The following is a 17,858-nucleotide window of genomic DNA, read 5'->3' on the forward strand; positions in this document are numbered from 1 at the left end:
CGAACCCGCATCCCGGAGGCCCGCCAGAGGTCCGCCATTCGAGGGAAAAACAGCAAAATTCCCCCATTTGCACCTTTTATCGTATGGATACATGCTGTGAACCTGGAACAACTCATGGTGACTGTCCCCACCAACCAGGAGAACCGTCATGATCCTTTCCATCTCGGGCGTCGTGCTGCTCGGCATCATCGTCTTCCTGTTCTTCCGCAAGGACGGCCTCAAGGCGTCCCATGCGCTGGTCTGCGCGCTCTTCGGCTTCTTCATGGCGGGCACCGCCATCGCCCCGAGCATCAAGGCCGGCAGCGCGAGCCTGGCGAGCCTCCTCGGCGGGATCAAGTTCTGACGTCCCCTGCTCCCTGCCCCCTGTAGCGACTTCGCTCGCACCACCTGGAGACTGACGTGGCACGGCGCCCCCTCCCCCGCATCCTGAGCAACGGCACCGCCTCGATCGCCCGCAGCCGGGAGTTCGCACGGTCGGCCGCCGACAGCGCCACCGACGTCCTCCACCCGCTGATCACGATCACTCGTGGACTGCGCCGGCTGGCGGCGGCCGGGCGGCGCAAGTGGGCCGACACCCCCAAGGACCGGCGCGGACCGCTGCTGTTCCTCGTGGCCTCCGTCGTCCTGGTCGTGGTCCTGATGCCGTACGGTCCGCTGCTCGCCGCCATCTGCCTGATGGCGGCCGCCGCGTGGACCGGCAGGGAACGCCCGGTACCCGCCCCCACGGGTCCGGACGAGGCGCAGACCCAGCGCCTCCAGTCCCTCTACGAGGCGCTCGTGCCCTACTTCTCCGTCCCCGAGGACCCCGCACCGCTCTTCGCGCACGGCGGCGAGTGGGACAAGGCCCTCACCTCGTACGACTTCGACGACGACGGACGGATCTCCCGTCTGGTGGTGCGCTACCCCGCGTACTTCACCGACGGCGAGCCCGACTCCCGGGCGCGGATCGAGCAGCTCCTGCACGCCAAGTCGGGCCGTGGCCGCGAGTACCGCTTCGAGTGGGACGAGGAGGGCAACCAGCTCACGGTGAGCGTGCTGCCCCCGCTGCCCACCGACATCGCCGCCCAGCGGTTCGTCACGGCCCCCGGCGAGACCGTGCTCGGCTTCACCGACCCCACCGGGGTCCAGCGCACCCTCCCCGTGACCGACGGCGGCGAGCAGCGCGACGTGCCCCCCGTCGTGTGGCGCACCGGCCCCCGCTCCACCGAGCCGCACCTCCTGGTGGTCGGCGAGCCCGGCAGCGGCACCACCACCCTGCTGCGTTCCGTCGCCCTCCAGGCCCTCCTCCACGGCGACGTCCTGATCGTCGAGGGCAGCGGCATCGGCGACTACGCCTGCCTGGCCGGCCGTGACGGCGTCCTGGCCATCGAGTGCGGGCTCGCCGGAGCGCTGGCGAGCCTGGAGTGGGCGGCGCACGAGACGGAGCGCCGCCTCATCTCCGCCAACCGCGCCCGGCAGGCGGGCCACCCCGCGCCGGAGGACACCAAGCGCCCCCTGTGGATCATCCTGGACCGCCCCAGCGTGCTCGGTCACCTCGCGGCGGCCGACGGGCGCAAGGACCCGCAGTCGCTGCTCCAGGTGCCGCTGCGGCACGGCAGGGCGGCCAACGTCACGGTGGTCGTGGCCGACCAGTTCGACAGCCTGGACGCCCTGAGCGATCCCGTGCGCCAGCACACCCGCGCGCGCGTGGTCCTCGGCCCCGCGACGACCGACCAGGTCGAGGACATCCTCGGGGTGCCGCCCCGCACGACGCCCACCTCCGACGTCCCGCCCGGCCGGGGGTACGCCCGGCTCGGCACGGGTCAGGTGCACCGGCTCCAGGTGCCCGCGACCCCCGACCCGTACGACGACGCGACGAGCGAGGCGCACCGACAGGCGGTGACGGACCTGCTGCCCGCCCGGAGCACTCCCGCGGACGCCGCAGCCGGCCCGGACCCCGGTGTCGGCGCCGACTCCGGGACGGGCACGGAGACCGACCCCGACGCCGACACGGCCCCGACGAAACCGGAAGCGGCACAGGAGCCGGTGCCAGCGGAAAGCTGAGGCCAGGGGGTCCCCGTCCCGTCCCCACCACGACACGGACAAGGCCCCGGCCTCTTCTCAAGGACAGGCCAGGCCCCGGTGTCGCGCGCCACAAGGGAACTCAGGCCACGAACGCCCGTGGGGAGTCCACGCCTCCGGCCGCTCCTGTCTCCACCAGGCGGGCCGCCGCGGCCAGGCGTGTCGCGGCCTCGTCGGCCACCGCGCCGCCCACGGTGAACGGCAGCCGCACATACCCCTCGAAGGCTCCGTCCACGCCGAAGCGCGGCCCGGACGGGACCCTGACGCCCACCCGTTCGCCCACCTCGGCGAGCCGGGAGCCCGAGAGGCCGCCCGCGCGGGCCCACAGGGTGAGTCCGCCCGCCGGTACGGCGAACTCCCAGCCGGGCAGCTCGCGGCGGACCGCGGTGACCAGCGCGTCGCGGTTCTCGCGGGCCTGGGCCCTGCGCACCTCGACGGCCGACTCCCAGCCGCCGGTGCTCAGGAGCCAGTTCACGGCCAGCTGCTCCAGGACGGGGGTGCCCAGGTCGGCGTACGCGCGGGCCGAGATCAGGCTGCGGATCACGTCGGGCGCCGCCCGCACCCAGCCGATGCGCATGCCGGCCCAGAAGGCCTTGCTCGCCGAGCCGACGGTGATGACGGTGGAGCCCGCCGGGTCGAAGCCGCAGACGGGGCGCGGCATCGTCAGATCGTCGTCGAGCTGCAACTCGATCATGGTCTCGTCGACGACGAGGACCGTCCCCGCGGAGCGCGCGGCGTCGACGAGCTTGCGGCGCTGGTCCTCGTCGGCGAGCGCGCCCGTCGGGTTGTGGAAGTCCGCGACCACGTAGGCGAGCCGGGGCGCCGCGTCACGCAGCACCTGCCGCCAGCGGTCCATGTCCCACCCTTCGAGGCCCTCGGACATCGCGACGGGCACCAGACGGGCACCCGTCTCGCGCATGAGCTGGAGGATGTTGGCGTACGAGGGTGACTCGACGGCGATGCGTTCACCGCGCGGCGCGAACAGATGGCAGATGGCGTCGATGGCGCCCATCGCCCCGGTCGTCACCATGATCTGCTCGGGCATCGTCGGGATGCCGCGCGCGGTGTAGCGCTCGGCGAGCATCTGGCGCAGCGCGGGCAGGCCGGCGGGGAAGTCGCCGTGCGTGTGCGCGTACGGAGGCAGCTCCTCCAGGGCGCCCTGGACGGCCCGCGTGAGCCAGGGCTCCGGCGCGGGCAGGGCGGCACAGCCCAGGTCGATCATCGAGCCGAGCGCCTCGGGCGGCAGGGGTTCGAGACCGCGCGCGGGAAGGGGGTTGCCCGCCGGGACGGCGGTCCAGCTGCCCGCTCCCCTGCGGGACTCCAGGAAGCCTTCGGTGCGCAGCGCCTCGTACGCGGCGGCGACCGTGGTCCGGCTGACGGCGAGGGACACGGCGAGCTCGCGCTCGGCGGGCAGCCGGGCGGCGACCGGGACGCGGCCTTCCAGGACGAGCATGCGGATACCGTCGGCGAGTGCGCGGTAGGCCGGCGGGCGGCGCGTGCCGGGGCCCGCCGGGCGCGTCTGCTGAGAGGTGAGCAGCCGGGCGAGCTGTGTGGCGCCCACCGCCGAAGTCCACTGAGCCATGATTCCCAGTCCACCTTCCTGGAATTGGCCATGGTTGGCATCCCTTTACGAGCCACAGAGTGTCATGTGTCAGGCCACCACCACCAGCAGGGGGGACATCTTGTCCGTGCCGAAGCCGCCGAAGCCGCCGAAGTCGTCGAAGTCGTCGGGGCCGCCCGAGCCATCCGAGCCGTCCGGGCCGCCGGAGCCGAGCACCGCCCCGCCGCGGCCGCGCCCCCGGCCCCGCCTCGCGCGCCGCCTCGTCCAGCTCTACGTCGGTCTCGCGCTGTACGGCGCGAGCTCGGGCCTCCTGGTGGTCTCCGGGCTCGGCCTGGAACCGTGGAACGTGCTGCACCAGGGCCTCGCCGAGCTGACCGGCCTGTCCATCGGCGTCGTCTCGATCATCATCGGCGCCGCCGTGCTGCTCCTGTGGATCCCGCTGCGGCAGCGCCCCGGCCTGGGCACGGTCTCGAACGTCTTCGTGGTCGGCCTGGCCATGGACGCCACCCTCGCGCTGATGCCGGACGCGCACGCGCTCGCCGCCCGCGTCCCCCTCCTGGTGGCGGGGATCGTCCTGAACGGCGTGGCGACCGGGCTCTACATCGCGGCGAAGTTCGGACCGGGGCCCCGGGACGGCCTGATGACGGGTCTGCACCAGCGCACCGGCCGCTCGATCCGGCTGATGCGGACCCTGGTCGAGGTGGCCGTGGTGGCCACCGGCTTCGCGTTCGGCGGCACGGTGGGCATCGGCACGGTCCTGTACGCGCTGGCGATCGGCCCGCTGGCCCAGTTCTTCCTGCGCCTCTTCGCCGCCCCCGCTCCATCCGCGGGAGGCGTCGTGGCCGCCGGCGGTCAACCGGAGCAGGCGATACTGCACCGGTGACCACGGACGGACGCCATCCCTATCTCGACCATCCCGGCCCGCTCGCCCTCGCCCACCGGGGCGGGGCCGCGGAAGGCCTGGAGAACACCGGTGCCGCGTTCCGGCGCGCGGTGGAACTGGGCTACCGCTACATCGAGACGGACGTGCACGCCACATCGGACGGCCGTCTCGTGGCCTTCCACGACGCGACGCTCGACCGGGTGACGGACGCGACCGGGATGATCGCCGACCTCCCCTGGAGCGCCGTGCGCCACGCGCGCGTGGCGGGCCGTGAGCCGGTGCCCCTCTTCGAAGAGCTCCTGGAGTCCTTCCCCGACGTCCGCTGGAACGTGGACGTCAAGGCCGAGCCCGCCCTGCGTCCCCTCCTGGACCTGCTGGACCGCACCAATGCCTGGGACCGCGTGTGCGTCGGCTCGTTCTCCGAGACCCGCGTGGCCCGCGCCCAGCGGCTCGCGGGTCCGCGTCTGGCCACGTCGTTCGGTACGCGGGCCGTGGCGGCCCTGCGGCTGCGTTCCTTCGGCGTCCCCGCCGCCGTACGCCGCTCCGCGGTGTGCGCGCAGGTGCCCGAGACGCACGGCGGGATCCGGGTGGTGGACCGCCGTTTCGTGCGCGCGGCCCACGCGCGCGGGCTTCAGGTGCACGTCTGGACGGTCAACGACCCCGCACGGATGGCCGCGCTCCTCGACCTCGGTGTAGATGGCATCATCTCTGATCACATCGAGACGCTGCGCGACGTGCTGAAGGACCGGGGAGCCTGGGCCTGACCGCCTCCGGGGCGGCAGCGGACCACGGGGACCAGCGAGGGGGCACGGGTGGGCACCGACACCGTGCGGGCAACGCCACCGGCCGACGGGAGCGCCGCCGAACGGCGGCGCGAGCAGCGCGGCTGGTATTTCTACGACTGGGCGTGCTCGGTCTACTCCACGAGCGTCCTCACGGTGTTCCTCGGCCCGTACCTGACGGAGGTCGCCAAGTCGGCGGCGGACGGCGACGGGTACGTCCACCCGCTGGGCGTCCCGGTCAGCGCCGGGTCGTTCTTCGCGTACGCGGTGTCCGCCTCGGTGATCCTGTCGGTCTTCGTGATGCCGCTGGCGGGCGCCGCCGCGGACCGCACGGGCCGCAAGAAGCCGCTTCTCGCGGTGGCCGCCTACCTGGGGGCCGCGGCCACGGCGGGCATGTTCTTCCTGGACGGCGACCGCTATCTGCTCGGCGGCTTCCTGCTGATCGTCGCCAATGCCTCGCTGGCCGTCTCGATGGTGCTCTACAACTCCTATCTGCCGCAGATCGCGCCTCCCGAGGAGCGGGACGCGGTCTCCTCGCGGGGCTGGGCCTTCGGCTACGCGGCGGGCGCCCTCGTCCTGGTGGCGAATCTGGTCCTTTTCCTGGCCCACGACACGTTCGGCGTCTCGGAGTCGACGGCCGTGCGCATCTGCCTGGCGTCGGCGGGCGTGTGGTGGGGCGCCTTCACGCTCGTACCGCTGCGGCGGCTGCGCGATCGCGCGGCGCCGTCGACCCGGGCCTCGGCGCGCGGCTGGCGGCAGCTGGCGTCAACCGTGCGCGACATGCGCCGCCATCCGCACACCCTGTCGTTCCTGCTCGCCTATCTGGTCTACAACGACGGCGTCCAGACGGTGATCTCCCAGGCATCCGTGTACGGATCCGAGGAGCTCGGCCTGGAGCAGTCGACGCTGATCGTCGCGGTCCTCCTGGTGCAGGTGCTCGCGGTCGTGGGGGCGCTGGCCATGGGGCGCCTGGCCCGGGCGTACGGCGCCAAGCGCACCATCCTCGGCTCGCTCGTCGCGTGGACGGCGACGATCGGGGCCGGGTTCTTCCTGCCCGCCGGTGCGCCGGTGTGGTTCTTCGTGCTCGCGGCGGGCATCGGCCTGGTGCTCGGCGGTTCGCAGGCGCTCTCACGGTCCCTGTTCTCGCATCTGGTGCCCGCGGGCAAGGAGGCCGAGTACTTCTCCGCGTACGAGATGAGCGATCGCGGCATGTCCTGGCTGGGGCCGCTGATCTTCGGTCTGACGTACCAGCTCACGGGGAGCTACCGGGACGCGATCGTCTCTCTGGTGACGTTCTTCGTCGTCGGTTTCGTCCTGCTCGCGCGGGTACCCGTACGGCGTGCGATCCGCGACGCGGGGAATCCCGTACCCGACAGGATTTAGCAACTGAAGCCAAAGGGCGGTAGTGTACGCGTTTGGCCTACCAGGCGGACCGTTACTGCGCGCTGGAGATTCAGAAACGCTGGGTGACATCTGCTACTAGATGTGACAAACCGGGCGCTGGTGGGTACAACAAGGGGCGGCATACGACGGCGACGCATGACCCTGAACGGGAATCTTTACCGCCGACCGGACGTTGACCGGATGACGACGACAGCGACACCTGTCCTGTGGGCGACAAGCCCGGGAGGCACGATTCATGAGTGAGCGAGCTCTTCGCGGCACGCGCCTCGTGGTGACCAGCTACGAGACCGACCGCGGCATCGACTTGGCTCCGCGCCAGGCCGTGGAGTACGCATGCCAGAACGGACATCGTTTTGAGATGCCGTTCTCGGTAGAGGCGGAAATCCCGCCGGAGTGGGAGTGCAAGGTCTGCGGGGCCCAGGCACTCCTCGTAGACGGCGACGGACCTGAAGAAAAGAAGGGGAAGCCTGCGCGTACGCACTGGGACATGCTCATGGAGCGCCGTACTCGAGAGGAACTCGAGGAGGTCCTGGAGGAGCGCCTCGCGGTTCTCCGGTCAGGAGCCATGAACATCGCGGTGCATCCGCGGGACAGCCGCAAGTCCGCCTGACGGCGAACTGAACACCACCGCACACGAAGGCCGGGACCACTGCTCAGCAGTGGTCCCGGCCTTCGTGCTGTGCCGGGCCCTGCGGGCCCGGCCGGTCTTGCGTCCTAGCGGGGCGGCAGCTGCGGGTCGTCGGGGTGCGCGCCGCGCGCCGGGCGCTCGTCCTCCCTGATGACCTCGCCCTGGACGACCTTGCCGTCCGGGCGGTGCATGCGCGCCTGCTGGAAGGCGTCACCGAGGCTGCCCCTGGAGGCCTCGCGGACCTTGCGCTCGAAGGTCTTCTCCGCCGTACGGCTCACGGCCTTCTGGACGGGCGGCACCAGCAGGAGCAGCCCCAGGGCGTCGGAGATCAGCCCCGGCAGGATGATCAGCAGGCCGCCCAGCATCGTCAGGGCGTTGCCCCCGCCGCGCTCGGAGGGATGCGGCGCCCGGCCGCTCTGCTGCTGCTGGACCGCCTCGCTCAGCTCCCGGAAGGCGCGGCGCCCGGCGTGCTTGATGACCATGCCGCCGAGCACCACACCGGCCACGAGCAGCAGGAACACCGTGAGCCCGCCGGCGGCGCCCGCCACGACGGTGAGCAGCCAGATCTCCAGGACCAGCCACAGGGCGATGCCGAGCGGCAGGAACCTCAGGACGCGGGAGCGCCGGGGCCGGGCGGGTCGGGTGGGCGGTACGCCAGTCGTCATGGCTCCAGTGTGCCTGGGCCCGGCTCAGACCGGCATAAGGGGCTGATCAACAAGCGGGCCGCCCAGCCGCCGCCGGAGCGACGACCAGGGGCTTTCCCGGCCCCTCAGAGCTTCTTGCGGTCCTTCGGGGGCTCTTGGGCCCCTTCGGGGTCCTTGCGGCCGAGCACGCGGCTCACACGGCCCACCCGCTCGCCCACACCCCACGCCGTGACCCGCCACAGGGCCTCGGCCACGATGTCCTGGCTCATCTTGCTGTCGCCGTGCTCCCGCTCGACGAACGTGATGGGCACCTCGACGACGTGGTAACCCGCCTTGATCGCGCGGCGCGCCAGGTCGACCTGGAAGCAGTAGCCCTGCGAGGCGACCTCGCCGAGGCCGATGCCTTCGAGGGTCTCGCGGCGGAAGGCACGGTAGCCGCCGGTCACGTCGCGGATCGGCACGTCGAGCATCAGCCGGGAGTAGGTGCTGCCGCCGCGCGAGATCATCTCGCGGTACTTGGGCCAGTTGACGATCCGACCGCCCGGCACCCAGCGCGAGCCGAGGACGAGGTCGGCGCCCTTGAGCGCGGTGAGCAGCCGGGGCAGCTCCTCGGGCTGGTGGGAGCCGTCGGCGTCCATCTCGACGAGCACGCCGTAGTCGTGGTCCAGACCCCACTGGAAGCCCGCGAGATAGGCGGCGCCGAGGCCTTCCTTGCCCTTGCGGTGCAGTACGTGAACGTGTTCGTCGTCGGCCGCGAGTTCGTCGGCGATCTTGCCGGTGCCGTCGGGGCTGTTGTCGTCGGCGACGAGGATGTGCGCCTCGGGCACGGCGACCCGGACCCGGCCGACGATGGACTGGATGTTCTCCGCCTCGTTGTAGGTCGGAATGATCACCAAGGCCAGGCCGAGCGGGCCGAACTGCCTCCCCTGGCCACCCGTTTCGGAGACCGCACCGCCGTCGTTCACTACTGCCCCTTCGTTCGTACGCAGAGGACCACCATAGTGGCCCCTTCCCGCACGGCCACGGCGGCACGGGCGGTTGAGGGGGAAGTACTGCGGGTCGGGGCCCGGCACCCTTCGGGCCGACCTGGGGCCCGCTGGCTGCGGGTCGACCGAGAGCCGTTGTCTACTGAGCGTCCGGGCCCCACCCGGGTCACACCTGCCGGCCCGGTGGAACGTTCCCTCGCGTCCGCGACGCGGGCGCTGGACCTGGCTCCCAGTGGTGGTGCGCCGGTGCGGCACACCTCCCATGGCCCAGCGGCGTTCGACGGCTGCGTGGAGGTTCTCCGGTCGGACGTCCTGTGGTGGACCCGGCCGAACCTACCGGCCGACGGCCGCGTTCTGTCAATAGCCGTTTGACCTGGGGCGATTCCAAAGACAGGCAGGTCAGTGCCGAGGATACGCAGGTCGTACGACGCGACAACGGGCCGCGATCGGCCGAACGCACCGCCGGGACATCACTCGTCCGGCCGTACATGGACCGGCTGTCCGGCGACCACCGTGCGCAGGCAGACGGGGAGTTCGGCGCCCGGCGACAGATCGGGCAGTCCCGGCGTCCCGGAGCGCGGATCGGTCGACCAGCGGGCGACCCGGTCGTCGGGGGCCTGGACCACGAGGTCCGCCGTCCGCCAGACGGCGTAGTCGGCGGGCGCCCCCGGCACCAGGGTCCCGGCGTCGTCACGGCCGACGGCCCGCCAGCCGCCCCGGGTGTGGGCGGTGAACGCGGCGCGCACCGACACCCGGTGGTCGAGGTTGCGGTGGAACGCGGCGGCGCGCACGGTGCCCCAGGGGTCGAGCGGGGTGACGGGGCTGTCGGAGCCGAAGGCGAGCGGGACCCCGGTGCGCAGCAGGGCGGCGTACGGGTTGAGGGTGCGGGCCCGCTCGGCGCCCAGGCGCTGGGCGTACATGCCGTCGTCGCCGCCCCACAGGGCGTCGAAGGCGGGCTGCACGGAGGCGGTGAGGCCCAGCTCCGCGAAGGCGGCGATCGTCTCCGGGGTGAGCATCTCGGCGTGCTCGACGCGGTGCCTCGCGGCGCGGACGCGGGCCAGGCCGACCTTCTCGGCCGCGGCTCGGATGCCCTCGACGACGGCGCTCACCGCGGCGTCGCCGATGGCGTGGAAGCCCGCCTGGATCCCGGCCTCGGTGCAGGCGACGACGTGCGCGGCGACGGCGGGGGCGTCCAGGTGGGCGGTGCCGGTGTGGGCGGAGTCGGCGTACGGCTCGTGCAGGCAGGCGGTGTGCGAGCCGAGCGAGCCGTCGACGAAGAGGTCCCCGGCGGCGCCGAGCGCCCCCAGTTCCTTTGCACGGGTGACGCCTTCCTCGCCCTGCTGGGCCCAGTAGCCCACGACCCGCGGTCCGGCCTCGTCGGCGGCCAGGCGCAGCAGCCCCGTGAGGTCGTCCTCGCCGGAGATCTCGGGTCCCGCGCACTCGTGCACGGAGCCGATGCCGAGGGACGCGGCCCGCCGCAGCGCCGCGCGCTGGGCCTCGGTGCGCTGCTGCGGGGTGACCGCGCCGAGCGCGGCGGCGCGCACCGCGTGATGGGCGTCGGCGGTCAGCGGGGCGTCGGGGTGGAAGCCGGTGCGTCCGGTGATGCCGGGGACGAGGTCGAGCAGGGCCGTGGTGGCGACCGCCGAGTGGACATCGATGCGGGAGAGATAGAGGGGACGGCCGCCGGCCGCCTCGTCGAGTTCCGCGCGCGTGGGCGGGCGGCCGTCCGCCCAGCGGGCCGCGTCCCAGCCGTGGCCGAGCAGGACGCGGTCGTGCGGCCGCGCGGCGGCGTGGGCGCGGACGAGAGCGAGTGCGTCGCCGAGGGTGCGGGCGCCCGTCAGGTCGAGTCCCGTCAGGGCGAGCCCGGTCGCCGTGGTGTGCACGTGCGCATCGGTGAACGCGGGGGTGACGAGTGCCCCTTCGAGGTCGACGACCTCGTCCACTCCGTCGGCGAAGGCGTCGGCGGCGCCCTCCGACCCCACCCAGGCGACGTGCCCGCGTTCGACGACCATGGCCGTGGCGAACGGATCGGCGGGGCTGTGGACGTCGCCGCCGCGCAGCAGCACGGTGCGGTGGCCCTGAGGGCCGTTCTGGGGGGTGGTGCTCTCGCTCATGGGACCAGTCTGGCCCCTCCCCGCGCGGGCCCCGCGCAGGGGTCACCCGAGGGCGGCTCAGACCTGCGGGGGCCGGGCTTCGTACGGCGTGGAGAGGACGACCGTCGTGCGCGTGGAGACACCGGCGAGCGCGCGCAGGCGGCTCAGCAGGTGTTCGAGCTCCAGGGGCGTGGCGACGCGCACCTTGAGGATGTAGTTCTCGTCGCCGGCCACGCTGTGGCAGGCCTCGATCTCCGGGACGCCCGCGAGGCGTTCGGCGATGTCGTCCGGTGCGCTCGGGTCGAACGGCTTCACCGAGATGAACGCCGTGAGCGGCAGCCCGACGGCCTCGGCGTCCACGACCGCGGCGTACCCGCGGATGACCCCGCGCTGCTCCAGGCGGCGCACCCGCTGGTGCACGGCCGATGTGGACAGGCCCGTGGCCTTGCCCAGGTCGGTGTAGCTCATCCGCCCGTCCTTGACGAGCAGCTGCACGATCTGTCGGTCCAGCTCCTCCATGGGCTGAACCTACAGGGCTCTTGATCCCTCCGGATACCGGTAGGCGCGACGGCGGCAACTTCATGGGGCATGTGACGAACGCCACATACCTGGGACCGTGTCCAAAGGGATGCCACGATTACCTCCACGACGGGACGGGAAGTGGTTGCTGTGGTCGAGGCCGCAGCGCCTTCTCGGCCCACCCAAGGGGGAGAGTCCCATGCAGAATTTGAAGCGCCCCGGTCGCACTGCCCGCAGCAAGCAGCAGCGCTCCGACGAATCCGCGTCCGCACCCGTGCCGGAGGGCGTCGAATCGGCTGAATCCGAGTTCGACGCGTACGACACCTTCGAGATGTACCGGGTGACGTGCCCCGACTGCGCGCAGCCGATCGCGCTCCTGGCCGACGAGGACTTCCTGCCCGAGCACGCGCTCTGCGCCCAGCCGTGGAACCCGTTCGGGCTCACGGTGTGCGCGGGCACGGGGCGCGCCGCGGCCGACGCGGAGCCCGCCGACGAGTCGATGGAGGCTCAGGAGCAGGACACCGCCCTGCTCCTGACGCTCCCTCAGGGACTCGACTGGCGGACGCAGCCCTTCTCGCACGTCGGAGGGCAGGCCTCGCGCCCCCGTCGCGTGCCCCAGCAGGACCGCCGCTCCGCGGCCTGACGCCTACCAGTAGCTGCCCTGCACCATGGCCGCCAGGCTGGCGTGGTGCAGGATCAGCCGGTCCGGGTCCTCGGGCACCTCGGCCTCACCGAAGTGCACCTGGCGGTAGGCCACGCGCAGCATGACGACGGCGTGCCGCAGCGCCGCGTACAGCGTGTGGAAGTCCATGGCCGCCGGGGTGTGCCCGGTGAGGCGGGCGTAGCGCTCCTCGACGTGGTCGCGGCGCAGGAAGCCGGGCAGGCCCTCCTGGCCGAAGCCCACCGTCAGGTCCTGGAAGAAGCGGTGCAGGTAGACCATCCAGCCGAGGTCCACCTCGCGGGGTGCCAGTGCCGCCATCTCCCAGTCCAGTACGGCCGCGGGCTCGAAGCCGTCGTAGATGACGTTCCCGATGCGTGCGTCGCCCCAGTTGAGGACGGGCTCGCCCTCCTCCTGCGGCCACCACTCGTCGAGGCGGTCGAAGGCGCTCTCGATGAGGGGCGAGCGGGGCAGTCCTTCGACCACCCAGGCGTAGTAGGCGCGTTGGGCGGCCACGTGCCGGCGCAGCGGGCTGCCCTCGCCGGGCAGGGCGAGGAACTGCGCCCGCGCGACGGGTACTTGGTCGTGGAGGCGGGCGAGCAGGCCGATCGAGGCCTCCTCCAGATGCGCGCGTTCGGCGTCGCTCGCCGCGTGGAGCCAGTTCCCCTCGTACGTATAGGGCATGACGTCCGGCGGCACGCGGCCCTCGACGCGCTCCATGACGAAGAAGGGGGCGCCGAGCGGCCCGGGGTCCTCCTCCAGCCACAGCACGCGCGGCACGGGCAGGTCGGTGTGCTCGGCGACGAGCCGCATCGTGCGGTGCTGGCGCGGCAGGTCGTAGACCGGGAAGATCGTGTACGCGGCCGGGTCCGCCGCCACGCGCAACGCGCAGGCCCGCAGCGGTGGTTGCGGGTGCTCGATGTCGAAGAGCAGGGTCTCGCTGGACATGCCGTTGGACTCGGGGACCCGGACGCCGGCGGCCTTGGCGCCGGGCAGCCGCGCGGCGAGCCAGGCCGTGAGCCTGCGGGCCAGCTCCTCCGGGTCGCGGGTGGTGGTGCGGGGACGCGGTGCTGTCGCCATCGCGGAGCTCCTCTCGGCGGTGGTTCTCAGGGGGCCACGGAGTCGAAGCCGGTGAAGCCGCTCGGATCGTGGCGGCCGAAGCTGCCGTGCTCGAAGATCCCGTACCCCGTCCGCCCGTCGAGGGTGAAGCGCGCGGCGTGGTCGATGACCCCGTACGCGGCCAGGGGGTGCGCCGCCGGGTCCGACAGGTCGTAGGTGCGGCGGTCGGTCCAGTCCCGCCCCCGCCAGGTGCCGTGCTGCCAGTCGTCGGCCGGCGGATAGCCGGCGCCCACGGCGAGCGGCAGCGAGGCGAGGACCTCCACGCCGAGCTCCAGGGGCTTGCGCCCGTCGGGGTCGGTGAGGTGGATGACGGCGCGCTCGGGGTGCCGGGTGCCCGGGCGGTAGGTGATGTCGGCCTGCGGCCAGCCGAGTTGGCGGTCGCGCGCCCCGGGGCGCACCAGAGTGGCCTCGTTGAGGGAGCGGTGGCCGTCCGCGTCCTCCTGGGCGATGACCATGAGGAAGCGGTCCTCGAAGCGCACCGGGCTCCAGATCCAGTGGAAGCCCTCGGTGCCGAACTCCTCCTCCAGGCGCCCGCGTTCCTCGCCGGGGATGGGCCGCACGCCCCAGCTGCGGTCGCGGGTGGCGGTCCACTCCCCCGCCGTCACCGGGATGTCCTCGCCGCCGACACGGATCGTTCCGGTACAGCCGCCCGCCTGGACGAAGCGGCGCCCTTCGAGGGAGAGCCGGTCGCCGCGCCGCTGGATGTGGTGCGGCTCCCAGAGAGCGGGGAAGGAGGCGGTCCAGGTCAGGTCGTACGAGAGGGACGCGGGGTCGTCAGGGTCGGCGGCGCAGCTCAGCCGCAGCCGCCGCAGCGGTTGGTCGACGGTGATGGTCAGGGGGCCGACGGAGAGGTTCATCCGGTCGTCGCCGAGCGCGTCCGAGGCGCGTACGGCGTGGAGCGTATCCCCCCTGCGCAAGGTGGCGTACGCGTCGATCACACCGACGTTCGGATAGACGCCGAGCCCGAGGATGAGGAGCGAGCGCCCCTGGTGGTCGAAGACATGGAAGATGCAGCGGTCGTAGGCGTTGCGGTCGCCCGTCGCGACCTGCTTCATGGACAGCGGCACTTGGTGGATCGGATACTCGTCGAGCGGGACGGGACGGTCGTCTGCCACGGCAAACCTCCCTGGGCGCACGGCAGTTGGCGGGCGCGGGGCGAACGGCGTGCCCCCGGCGCGGAGTTGACGGTACGTCAGACCATCGACCGGGGCCAGACACGTGTCAGTCCGCGTTCGGGGGCCGTGGCGCCGCGGCGGGAACGAGGACAGCGGGGCATGGCCGGGCGCGCCCGGGCCTGCCGCACGGCCATGCCACGAACTGACGGTCGATTCCGACGGGCGGTGACCTGTCCCCCGCGGGGCGCGTTGGCCCCGTATGACCACCCCCACGCCGACGCCCATGGCGTACCCGCCGACCGGCCGCCGCAGGCGCACCCTCTTGGCGGCCCCTCCGCCCGACGCAGAATCGGTTCCCCAACAGCCTCAGTACCCCCAGCAGCCACAGCGCCCGCACCCGCACCCACAGCAGCAACAGCCGCAGCAGCCGCCCCAGCCCCAGCCGGCACCCCCGCAGGACCCGCCGATCTACCGCGCGCTCATCCGCAACTGGAGCGAGCGGGGCAAGACCCTGCCGGGGCGGCACGACCCCGAGTGGGTGCGGCTCGCGGCGCCGCCGGTCAGGCTCGGGCAGTTCAGCGCGAGTCGGGACCCGCGAGGTGACGGGCGATGACCATCCGCTGGATCTGATTGGTGCCCTCAACGATTTGCAGCACCTTCGCCTCGCGCATGAAGCGCTCCACGGGGAAGTCCGCGGTGTAGCCATAGCCGCCGAGGACCTGCACGGCGTCCGTCGTGACCTTCATCGCGGCGTCCGTGCACAGCAGTTTGGCCATGGCCGCCTGCTTGGAGAACGGCCTGCCCGCGTCGCGCAGCCGCGCGGCGGAAAGATAGAGCGCCCGGCCGGCCTCGATCTGCGTCGCCATGTCCGCGAGCATGAACCGAAGGCCCTGGAAGTCCGCGATCGGCCGCCCGAACTGCCGCCGCTCGGTGGCGTACCGAACGGACTCGTCCAGCGCCGCCTGCGCCACGCCGATCGCACAGGCCGCGATGCCCAGCCGCCCCGAGTCGAGCGCGGAGAGCGCGATCGCGAAGCCCTGGCCCTCCTCGCCGATGCGGCGGGCGTCGGAGACCCGTACCCCGTCGAAGTTGATCTGGGCGGTGGGCGAGCCCTTCATGCCCATCTTCTTCTCGGGCTGCGCCGCGTGCAGGCCCTCGGCGTCGCCGGGCACCAGGAACGCGGAGATGCCGCGGGCGCCTTCGCCGCCGGTGCGGGCCAGGACGGTGTAGAAGTCGGCGACCCCGCCGTGCGTGATCCAGGCCTTCGTGCCGGTGATCACCCAGTCGTCGCCGTCCCGGACGGCCTTGGTCCGCAGGGACGCGGCGTCCGATCCCGAAGCGGGCTCGGAGAGGCAGTACGCGCCGAGCAGGCCGCCGCCGAGCATCGCGGGCAGGTGTTCGCTCTGCTGCTCCTTGGTGCCGTACCCCGCGAGGGCGTGGCAGGACAGGGAGTGCACGCTGACGCCGAGGCCGACGGTGAGCCGGGCCGCGGCGAGCTCTTCCAGGACCTGGAGATAGACCTCGTACGGCTGGTCGCCGCCGCCGAACTCGGAGGCGTACGGAAGGCCGAGCAGTCCGGACTCGGAGAGGAGGGCGAAGACCTCGCGCGGGAAGTGCCCGGCGTCCTCCTCCTCGGCCGCGCGGGGAGTGATCTCCCGCTGGACGAGTTCACGGACGAGCGAGAACAGATCCCGCGCCTCGTCCGTGGGCAGCTGACGGTCCACCGACTGCTGCAAGGTTCGCTCAGGCATGGCGATCGCATCCTCCCTTTCGGCACTGCGGCGGGCCCGCGGGGTATGCGGCGCCACCGTGTCTCACGGCCCGGCCGATGGCGCCCTTCCGGGTCGCGGAAGGCGCTGTGACCAGCGGCTGTGGCGCTTGAGTATGCCCGATCGGCGGCAGCCAGTCACTAGTTAACGACCGCTTACTCAAAAGATAACCGACGGCCGCAAGAGCGGCTCGGAATTGGTCCGAACCATTGACCTCACTGGTCTAGTCCTCCTAGAGTCCAGCCGAACGCCTTACCGCGTTCATGCCAATTCAAAGTTCACGGATGCCCCCCATGGCATCCGCAGGTCCACAGCACCACGCCCCCCATGCGCCCTCTCCCCCCACGAGGAGAAACGATGCTCAGACCGCACCTCCCCCGCGCCCCGTTCCGGGCGCTCGTCGCCACCGCGTGTTGCGCCGTACTCGGCGGGGGCCTCCTCGCCGGCGCGGGCACCGCCGCCGCGGGCCCCGACCGCGGCTCCGACACGGCCGCGAGCGCGCAGGCCGCGGCCGGTTCCAAGGTCGTCGGATACTTCACCGAGTGGGGTGTCTACGACCGGAACTACCACGTCAAGAACATCGAGACGTCCGGCTCGGCCGACAAGCTCACGCACATCAACTACGCCTTCGGCAACGTCCAGGGCGGCAAGTGCACCATGGGCGACGCCTACGCGGCGACCGACAAGGCCTACACCGCGGACCAGTCCGTCGACGGCACCGCGGACACCTGGGACCAGGACCTGCGCGGCAACTTCAACCAGCTGCGCAAGCTCAAGAAGCTCCACCCCGACCTGAAGGTGCTGTGGTCCTTCGGCGGCTGGACCTGGTCCGGCGGCTTCACGGAGGCCGCCAAGAACCCGGCCGCCTTCGCCCAGTCCTGCTACGACCTGGTCGAGAACTCCAAGTGGGCCGATGTCTTCGACGGCATCGACATCGACTGGGAGTACCCCAACGCCTGCGGCCTGACCTGCGACACCAGCGGGCGCGCCGCGTACAAGGACCTGATGTCCGCGGTGCGTTCGAAGTTCGGCGGCGACAACCTCGTCACCGCGGCCATCCCGGCCGACGCCGAGGACGGCGGCAAGATCGACGCCGCCGACTACGCGGGCGCCGCCCAGTACGTCGACTGGTACAACCCGATGACGTACGACTACTTCGGCGCCTGGGAGGCGAAGGGCCCGACCGCCCCGCACTCCCCGCTGAAGACGTACGACGGCGCGCCCAAGGCGAACTGGAACACCGACGCCACGATCAAGAAGCTCCAGGGCCTCGGCGTCCCGTCCGACAAGCTGCTGCTCGGCATCGGCTTCTACGGCCGCGGCTGGACGGGTGTCACGCAGAAGGAGCCCGGCGGCACCGCCACCGGGGCCGCCGCGGGCAAGTACGAGGCGGGCATCGACGACTACAAGGAACTGAAGACCAAGTGCCCGGCCAACGGCACGGTCGGCGGGACCGCGTACGCGCACTGCGGGAACAACTGGTGGAGCTATGACACCCCGGCGACCATCGCGGGGAAGATGGACTACAAGAACCAGGCCGGTCTGGGCGGCACCTTCTTCTGGGAGCTCAGCGGCGACACGGCGGACGGCGAGCTGATCAAGGCCATCGACTGACCGCACGCACGCGGGGACGGGG

16 protein-coding genes are annotated in these 17,858 nt (G+C 72.2%); 8 read left to right on the plus strand and 8 right to left on the minus strand.

Translation table 11 applies throughout. The features are described 5' to 3' along the window. The first annotated feature begins 148 nt into the window (after nucleotides 1-148). Both QBL25_RS08860 and QBL25_RS08865 read left to right on the plus strand, forming a co-directional pair. Nucleotides 149-343 carry a hypothetical protein gene (locus QBL25_RS08860; protein ID WP_249591193.1) on the plus strand — a complete coding sequence of 65 codons (195 nt, stop codon included), beginning with the start codon at nucleotides 149-151 and terminating at the stop codon, nucleotides 341-343. Nucleotides 344-399: 56 nt separating this feature from the next. After that, on the plus strand, nucleotides 400-2,043 hold the full coding sequence (locus tag QBL25_RS08865) for a hypothetical protein (RefSeq protein WP_409056471.1): 1,644 nt from the start codon (nucleotides 400-402) through the stop codon (nucleotides 2,041-2,043). A gap of 100 nt (nucleotides 2,044-2,143) precedes the next feature. Here the strand turns inward: QBL25_RS08865 and QBL25_RS08870 are convergent, their stop codons facing one another. After that, complete coding sequence (locus tag QBL25_RS08870; RefSeq protein ID WP_409056472.1) at nucleotides 2,144-3,643, minus strand: PLP-dependent aminotransferase family protein; 1,500 nt, start codon at nucleotides 3,641-3,643, stop codon at nucleotides 2,144-2,146. Between the two features lie 64 nt (nucleotides 3,644-3,707). On the opposite strand from QBL25_RS08870, the gene QBL25_RS08875 reads away from it, so the two are divergent. From QBL25_RS08875 to QBL25_RS08890, 4 genes are all read left to right on the plus strand, one after another. After that, nucleotides 3,708-4,505 (plus strand): YczE/YyaS/YitT family protein, encoded by a 798-nt coding sequence (locus QBL25_RS08875; RefSeq protein ID WP_409056473.1) that lies wholly within the window; start codon nucleotides 3,708-3,710, stop codon nucleotides 4,503-4,505. Continuing rightward, the gene (locus QBL25_RS08880) at nucleotides 4,502-5,269 is read left to right on the plus strand and encodes a glycerophosphodiester phosphodiesterase (protein WP_409056474.1); all 768 of its coding nucleotides are present in this window, start codon (nucleotides 4,502-4,504) and stop codon (nucleotides 5,267-5,269) included. Before QBL25_RS08875 ends, QBL25_RS08880 begins: the two co-directional genes overlap by 4 nt. Nucleotides 5,270-5,317: 48 nt before the next feature. After that, nucleotides 5,318-6,670, plus strand: coding sequence for an MFS transporter (locus QBL25_RS08885; protein WP_409056475.1), 1,353 nt, complete (start codon nucleotides 5,318-5,320; stop codon nucleotides 6,668-6,670). A gap of 256 nt (nucleotides 6,671-6,926) precedes the next feature. Beyond that, the gene (locus tag QBL25_RS08890; RefSeq protein ID WP_030360404.1) at nucleotides 6,927-7,301 is read left to right on the plus strand and encodes an RNA polymerase-binding protein RbpA; all 375 of its coding nucleotides are present in this window, start codon (nucleotides 6,927-6,929) and stop codon (nucleotides 7,299-7,301) included. Between the two features lie 104 nt (nucleotides 7,302-7,405). Here the strand turns inward: QBL25_RS08890 and fxsA are convergent, their stop codons facing one another. From fxsA to QBL25_RS08910, 4 genes are all read right to left on the minus strand, one after another. After that, the gene (fxsA, locus tag QBL25_RS08895; RefSeq protein WP_409056476.1) at nucleotides 7,406-7,984 is read right to left on the minus strand and encodes an FxsA family membrane protein; all 579 of its coding nucleotides are present in this window, start codon (nucleotides 7,982-7,984) and stop codon (nucleotides 7,406-7,408) included. A gap of 104 nt (nucleotides 7,985-8,088) precedes the next feature. Next, nucleotides 8,089-8,928, minus strand: a complete 840-nt coding sequence (locus QBL25_RS08900; RefSeq protein WP_409056477.1) for a polyprenol monophosphomannose synthase — start codon at nucleotides 8,926-8,928, stop codon at nucleotides 8,089-8,091. 491 nt (nucleotides 8,929-9,419) lie between these two features. After that, nucleotides 9,420-11,063 carry an amidohydrolase gene (locus tag QBL25_RS08905; RefSeq protein WP_409056478.1) on the minus strand — a complete coding sequence of 548 codons (1,644 nt, stop codon included), beginning with the start codon at nucleotides 11,061-11,063 and terminating at the stop codon, nucleotides 9,420-9,422. Between the two features lie 57 nt (nucleotides 11,064-11,120). Further along, nucleotides 11,121-11,561 (minus strand): Lrp/AsnC family transcriptional regulator, encoded by a 441-nt coding sequence (locus tag QBL25_RS08910; RefSeq protein ID WP_160503714.1) that lies wholly within the window; start codon nucleotides 11,559-11,561, stop codon nucleotides 11,121-11,123. 199 nt (nucleotides 11,562-11,760) lie between these two features. On the opposite strand from QBL25_RS08910, the gene QBL25_RS08915 reads away from it, so the two are divergent. Then, nucleotides 11,761-12,204: a hypothetical protein gene (locus QBL25_RS08915; protein WP_409056479.1), complete on the plus strand. Its 444-nt coding sequence runs from the start codon at nucleotides 11,761-11,763 to the stop codon at nucleotides 12,202-12,204. A gap of 3 nt (nucleotides 12,205-12,207) precedes the next feature. Here QBL25_RS08915 and QBL25_RS08920 read toward each other — a convergent pair whose 3' ends face one another. From QBL25_RS08920 to QBL25_RS08930, 3 genes are all read right to left on the minus strand, one after another. After that, complete coding sequence (locus QBL25_RS08920) at nucleotides 12,208-13,299, minus strand: phosphotransferase family protein (protein WP_409056480.1); 1,092 nt, start codon at nucleotides 13,297-13,299, stop codon at nucleotides 12,208-12,210. A gap of 26 nt (nucleotides 13,300-13,325) precedes the next feature. Continuing rightward, nucleotides 13,326-14,453, minus strand: coding sequence for a hypothetical protein (locus QBL25_RS08925; protein ID WP_409056481.1), 1,128 nt, complete (start codon nucleotides 14,451-14,453; stop codon nucleotides 13,326-13,328). 575 nt (nucleotides 14,454-15,028) lie between these two features. Beyond that, nucleotides 15,029-16,204: an acyl-CoA dehydrogenase family protein gene (locus QBL25_RS08930; protein WP_409056482.1), complete on the minus strand. Its 1,176-nt coding sequence runs from the start codon at nucleotides 16,202-16,204 to the stop codon at nucleotides 15,029-15,031. 375 nt (nucleotides 16,205-16,579) lie between these two features. Here QBL25_RS08930 and QBL25_RS08935 point away from each other — a divergent pair, with 375 nt between their 5' ends. Continuing rightward, on the plus strand, nucleotides 16,580-17,836 hold the full coding sequence (locus QBL25_RS08935) for a glycoside hydrolase family 18 protein (protein ID WP_409056483.1): 1,257 nt from the start codon (nucleotides 16,580-16,582) through the stop codon (nucleotides 17,834-17,836). Nucleotides 17,837-17,858: the final 22 nt, after the last annotated feature.

The sequence above is a fragment of the Streptomyces sp. SYP-A7185 genome (genome assembly GCF_046103685.1).
Classification (GTDB): Bacteria; Actinomycetota; Actinomycetes; order Streptomycetales; family Streptomycetaceae; genus Streptomyces.

What these genes read in the sequence shown, in the direction of transcription:
- QBL25_RS08860 (WP_249591193.1), top strand. Translation starts at nt 149, where the DNA reads ATGATCCTTTCCATCTCGGGCGTCGTGCTGCTCGGCATCATCGTCTTC.
- QBL25_RS08870 (WP_409056472.1), bottom strand. Translation starts at nt 3,643, where the DNA reads ATGGCTCAGTGGACTTCGGCGGTGGGCGCCACACAGCTCGCCCGGCTG.
- QBL25_RS08875 (WP_409056473.1), top strand. Translation starts at nt 3,708, where the DNA reads ATGTGTCAGGCCACCACCACCAGCAGGGGGGACATCTTGTCCGTGCCG.
- QBL25_RS08890 (WP_030360404.1), top strand. Translation starts at nt 6,927, where the DNA reads ATGAGTGAGCGAGCTCTTCGCGGCACGCGCCTCGTGGTGACCAGCTAC.
- fxsA (WP_409056476.1), bottom strand. Translation starts at nt 7,984, where the DNA reads ATGACGACTGGCGTACCGCCCACCCGACCCGCCCGGCCCCGGCGCTCC.
- QBL25_RS08905 (WP_409056478.1), bottom strand. Translation starts at nt 11,063, where the DNA reads ATGAGCGAGAGCACCACCCCCCAGAACGGCCCTCAGGGCCACCGCACC.
- QBL25_RS08910 (WP_160503714.1), bottom strand. Translation starts at nt 11,561, where the DNA reads ATGGAGGAGCTGGACCGACAGATCGTGCAGCTGCTCGTCAAGGACGGG.
- QBL25_RS08915 (WP_409056479.1), top strand. Translation starts at nt 11,761, where the DNA reads ATGCAGAATTTGAAGCGCCCCGGTCGCACTGCCCGCAGCAAGCAGCAG.
- QBL25_RS08920 (WP_409056480.1), bottom strand. Translation starts at nt 13,299, where the DNA reads ATGGCGACAGCACCGCGTCCCCGCACCACCACCCGCGACCCGGAGGAG.
- QBL25_RS08930 (WP_409056482.1), bottom strand. Translation starts at nt 16,204, where the DNA reads ATGCCTGAGCGAACCTTGCAGCAGTCGGTGGACCGTCAGCTGCCCACG.
- QBL25_RS08935 (WP_409056483.1), top strand. Translation starts at nt 16,580, where the DNA reads ATGCTCAGACCGCACCTCCCCCGCGCCCCGTTCCGGGCGCTCGTCGCC.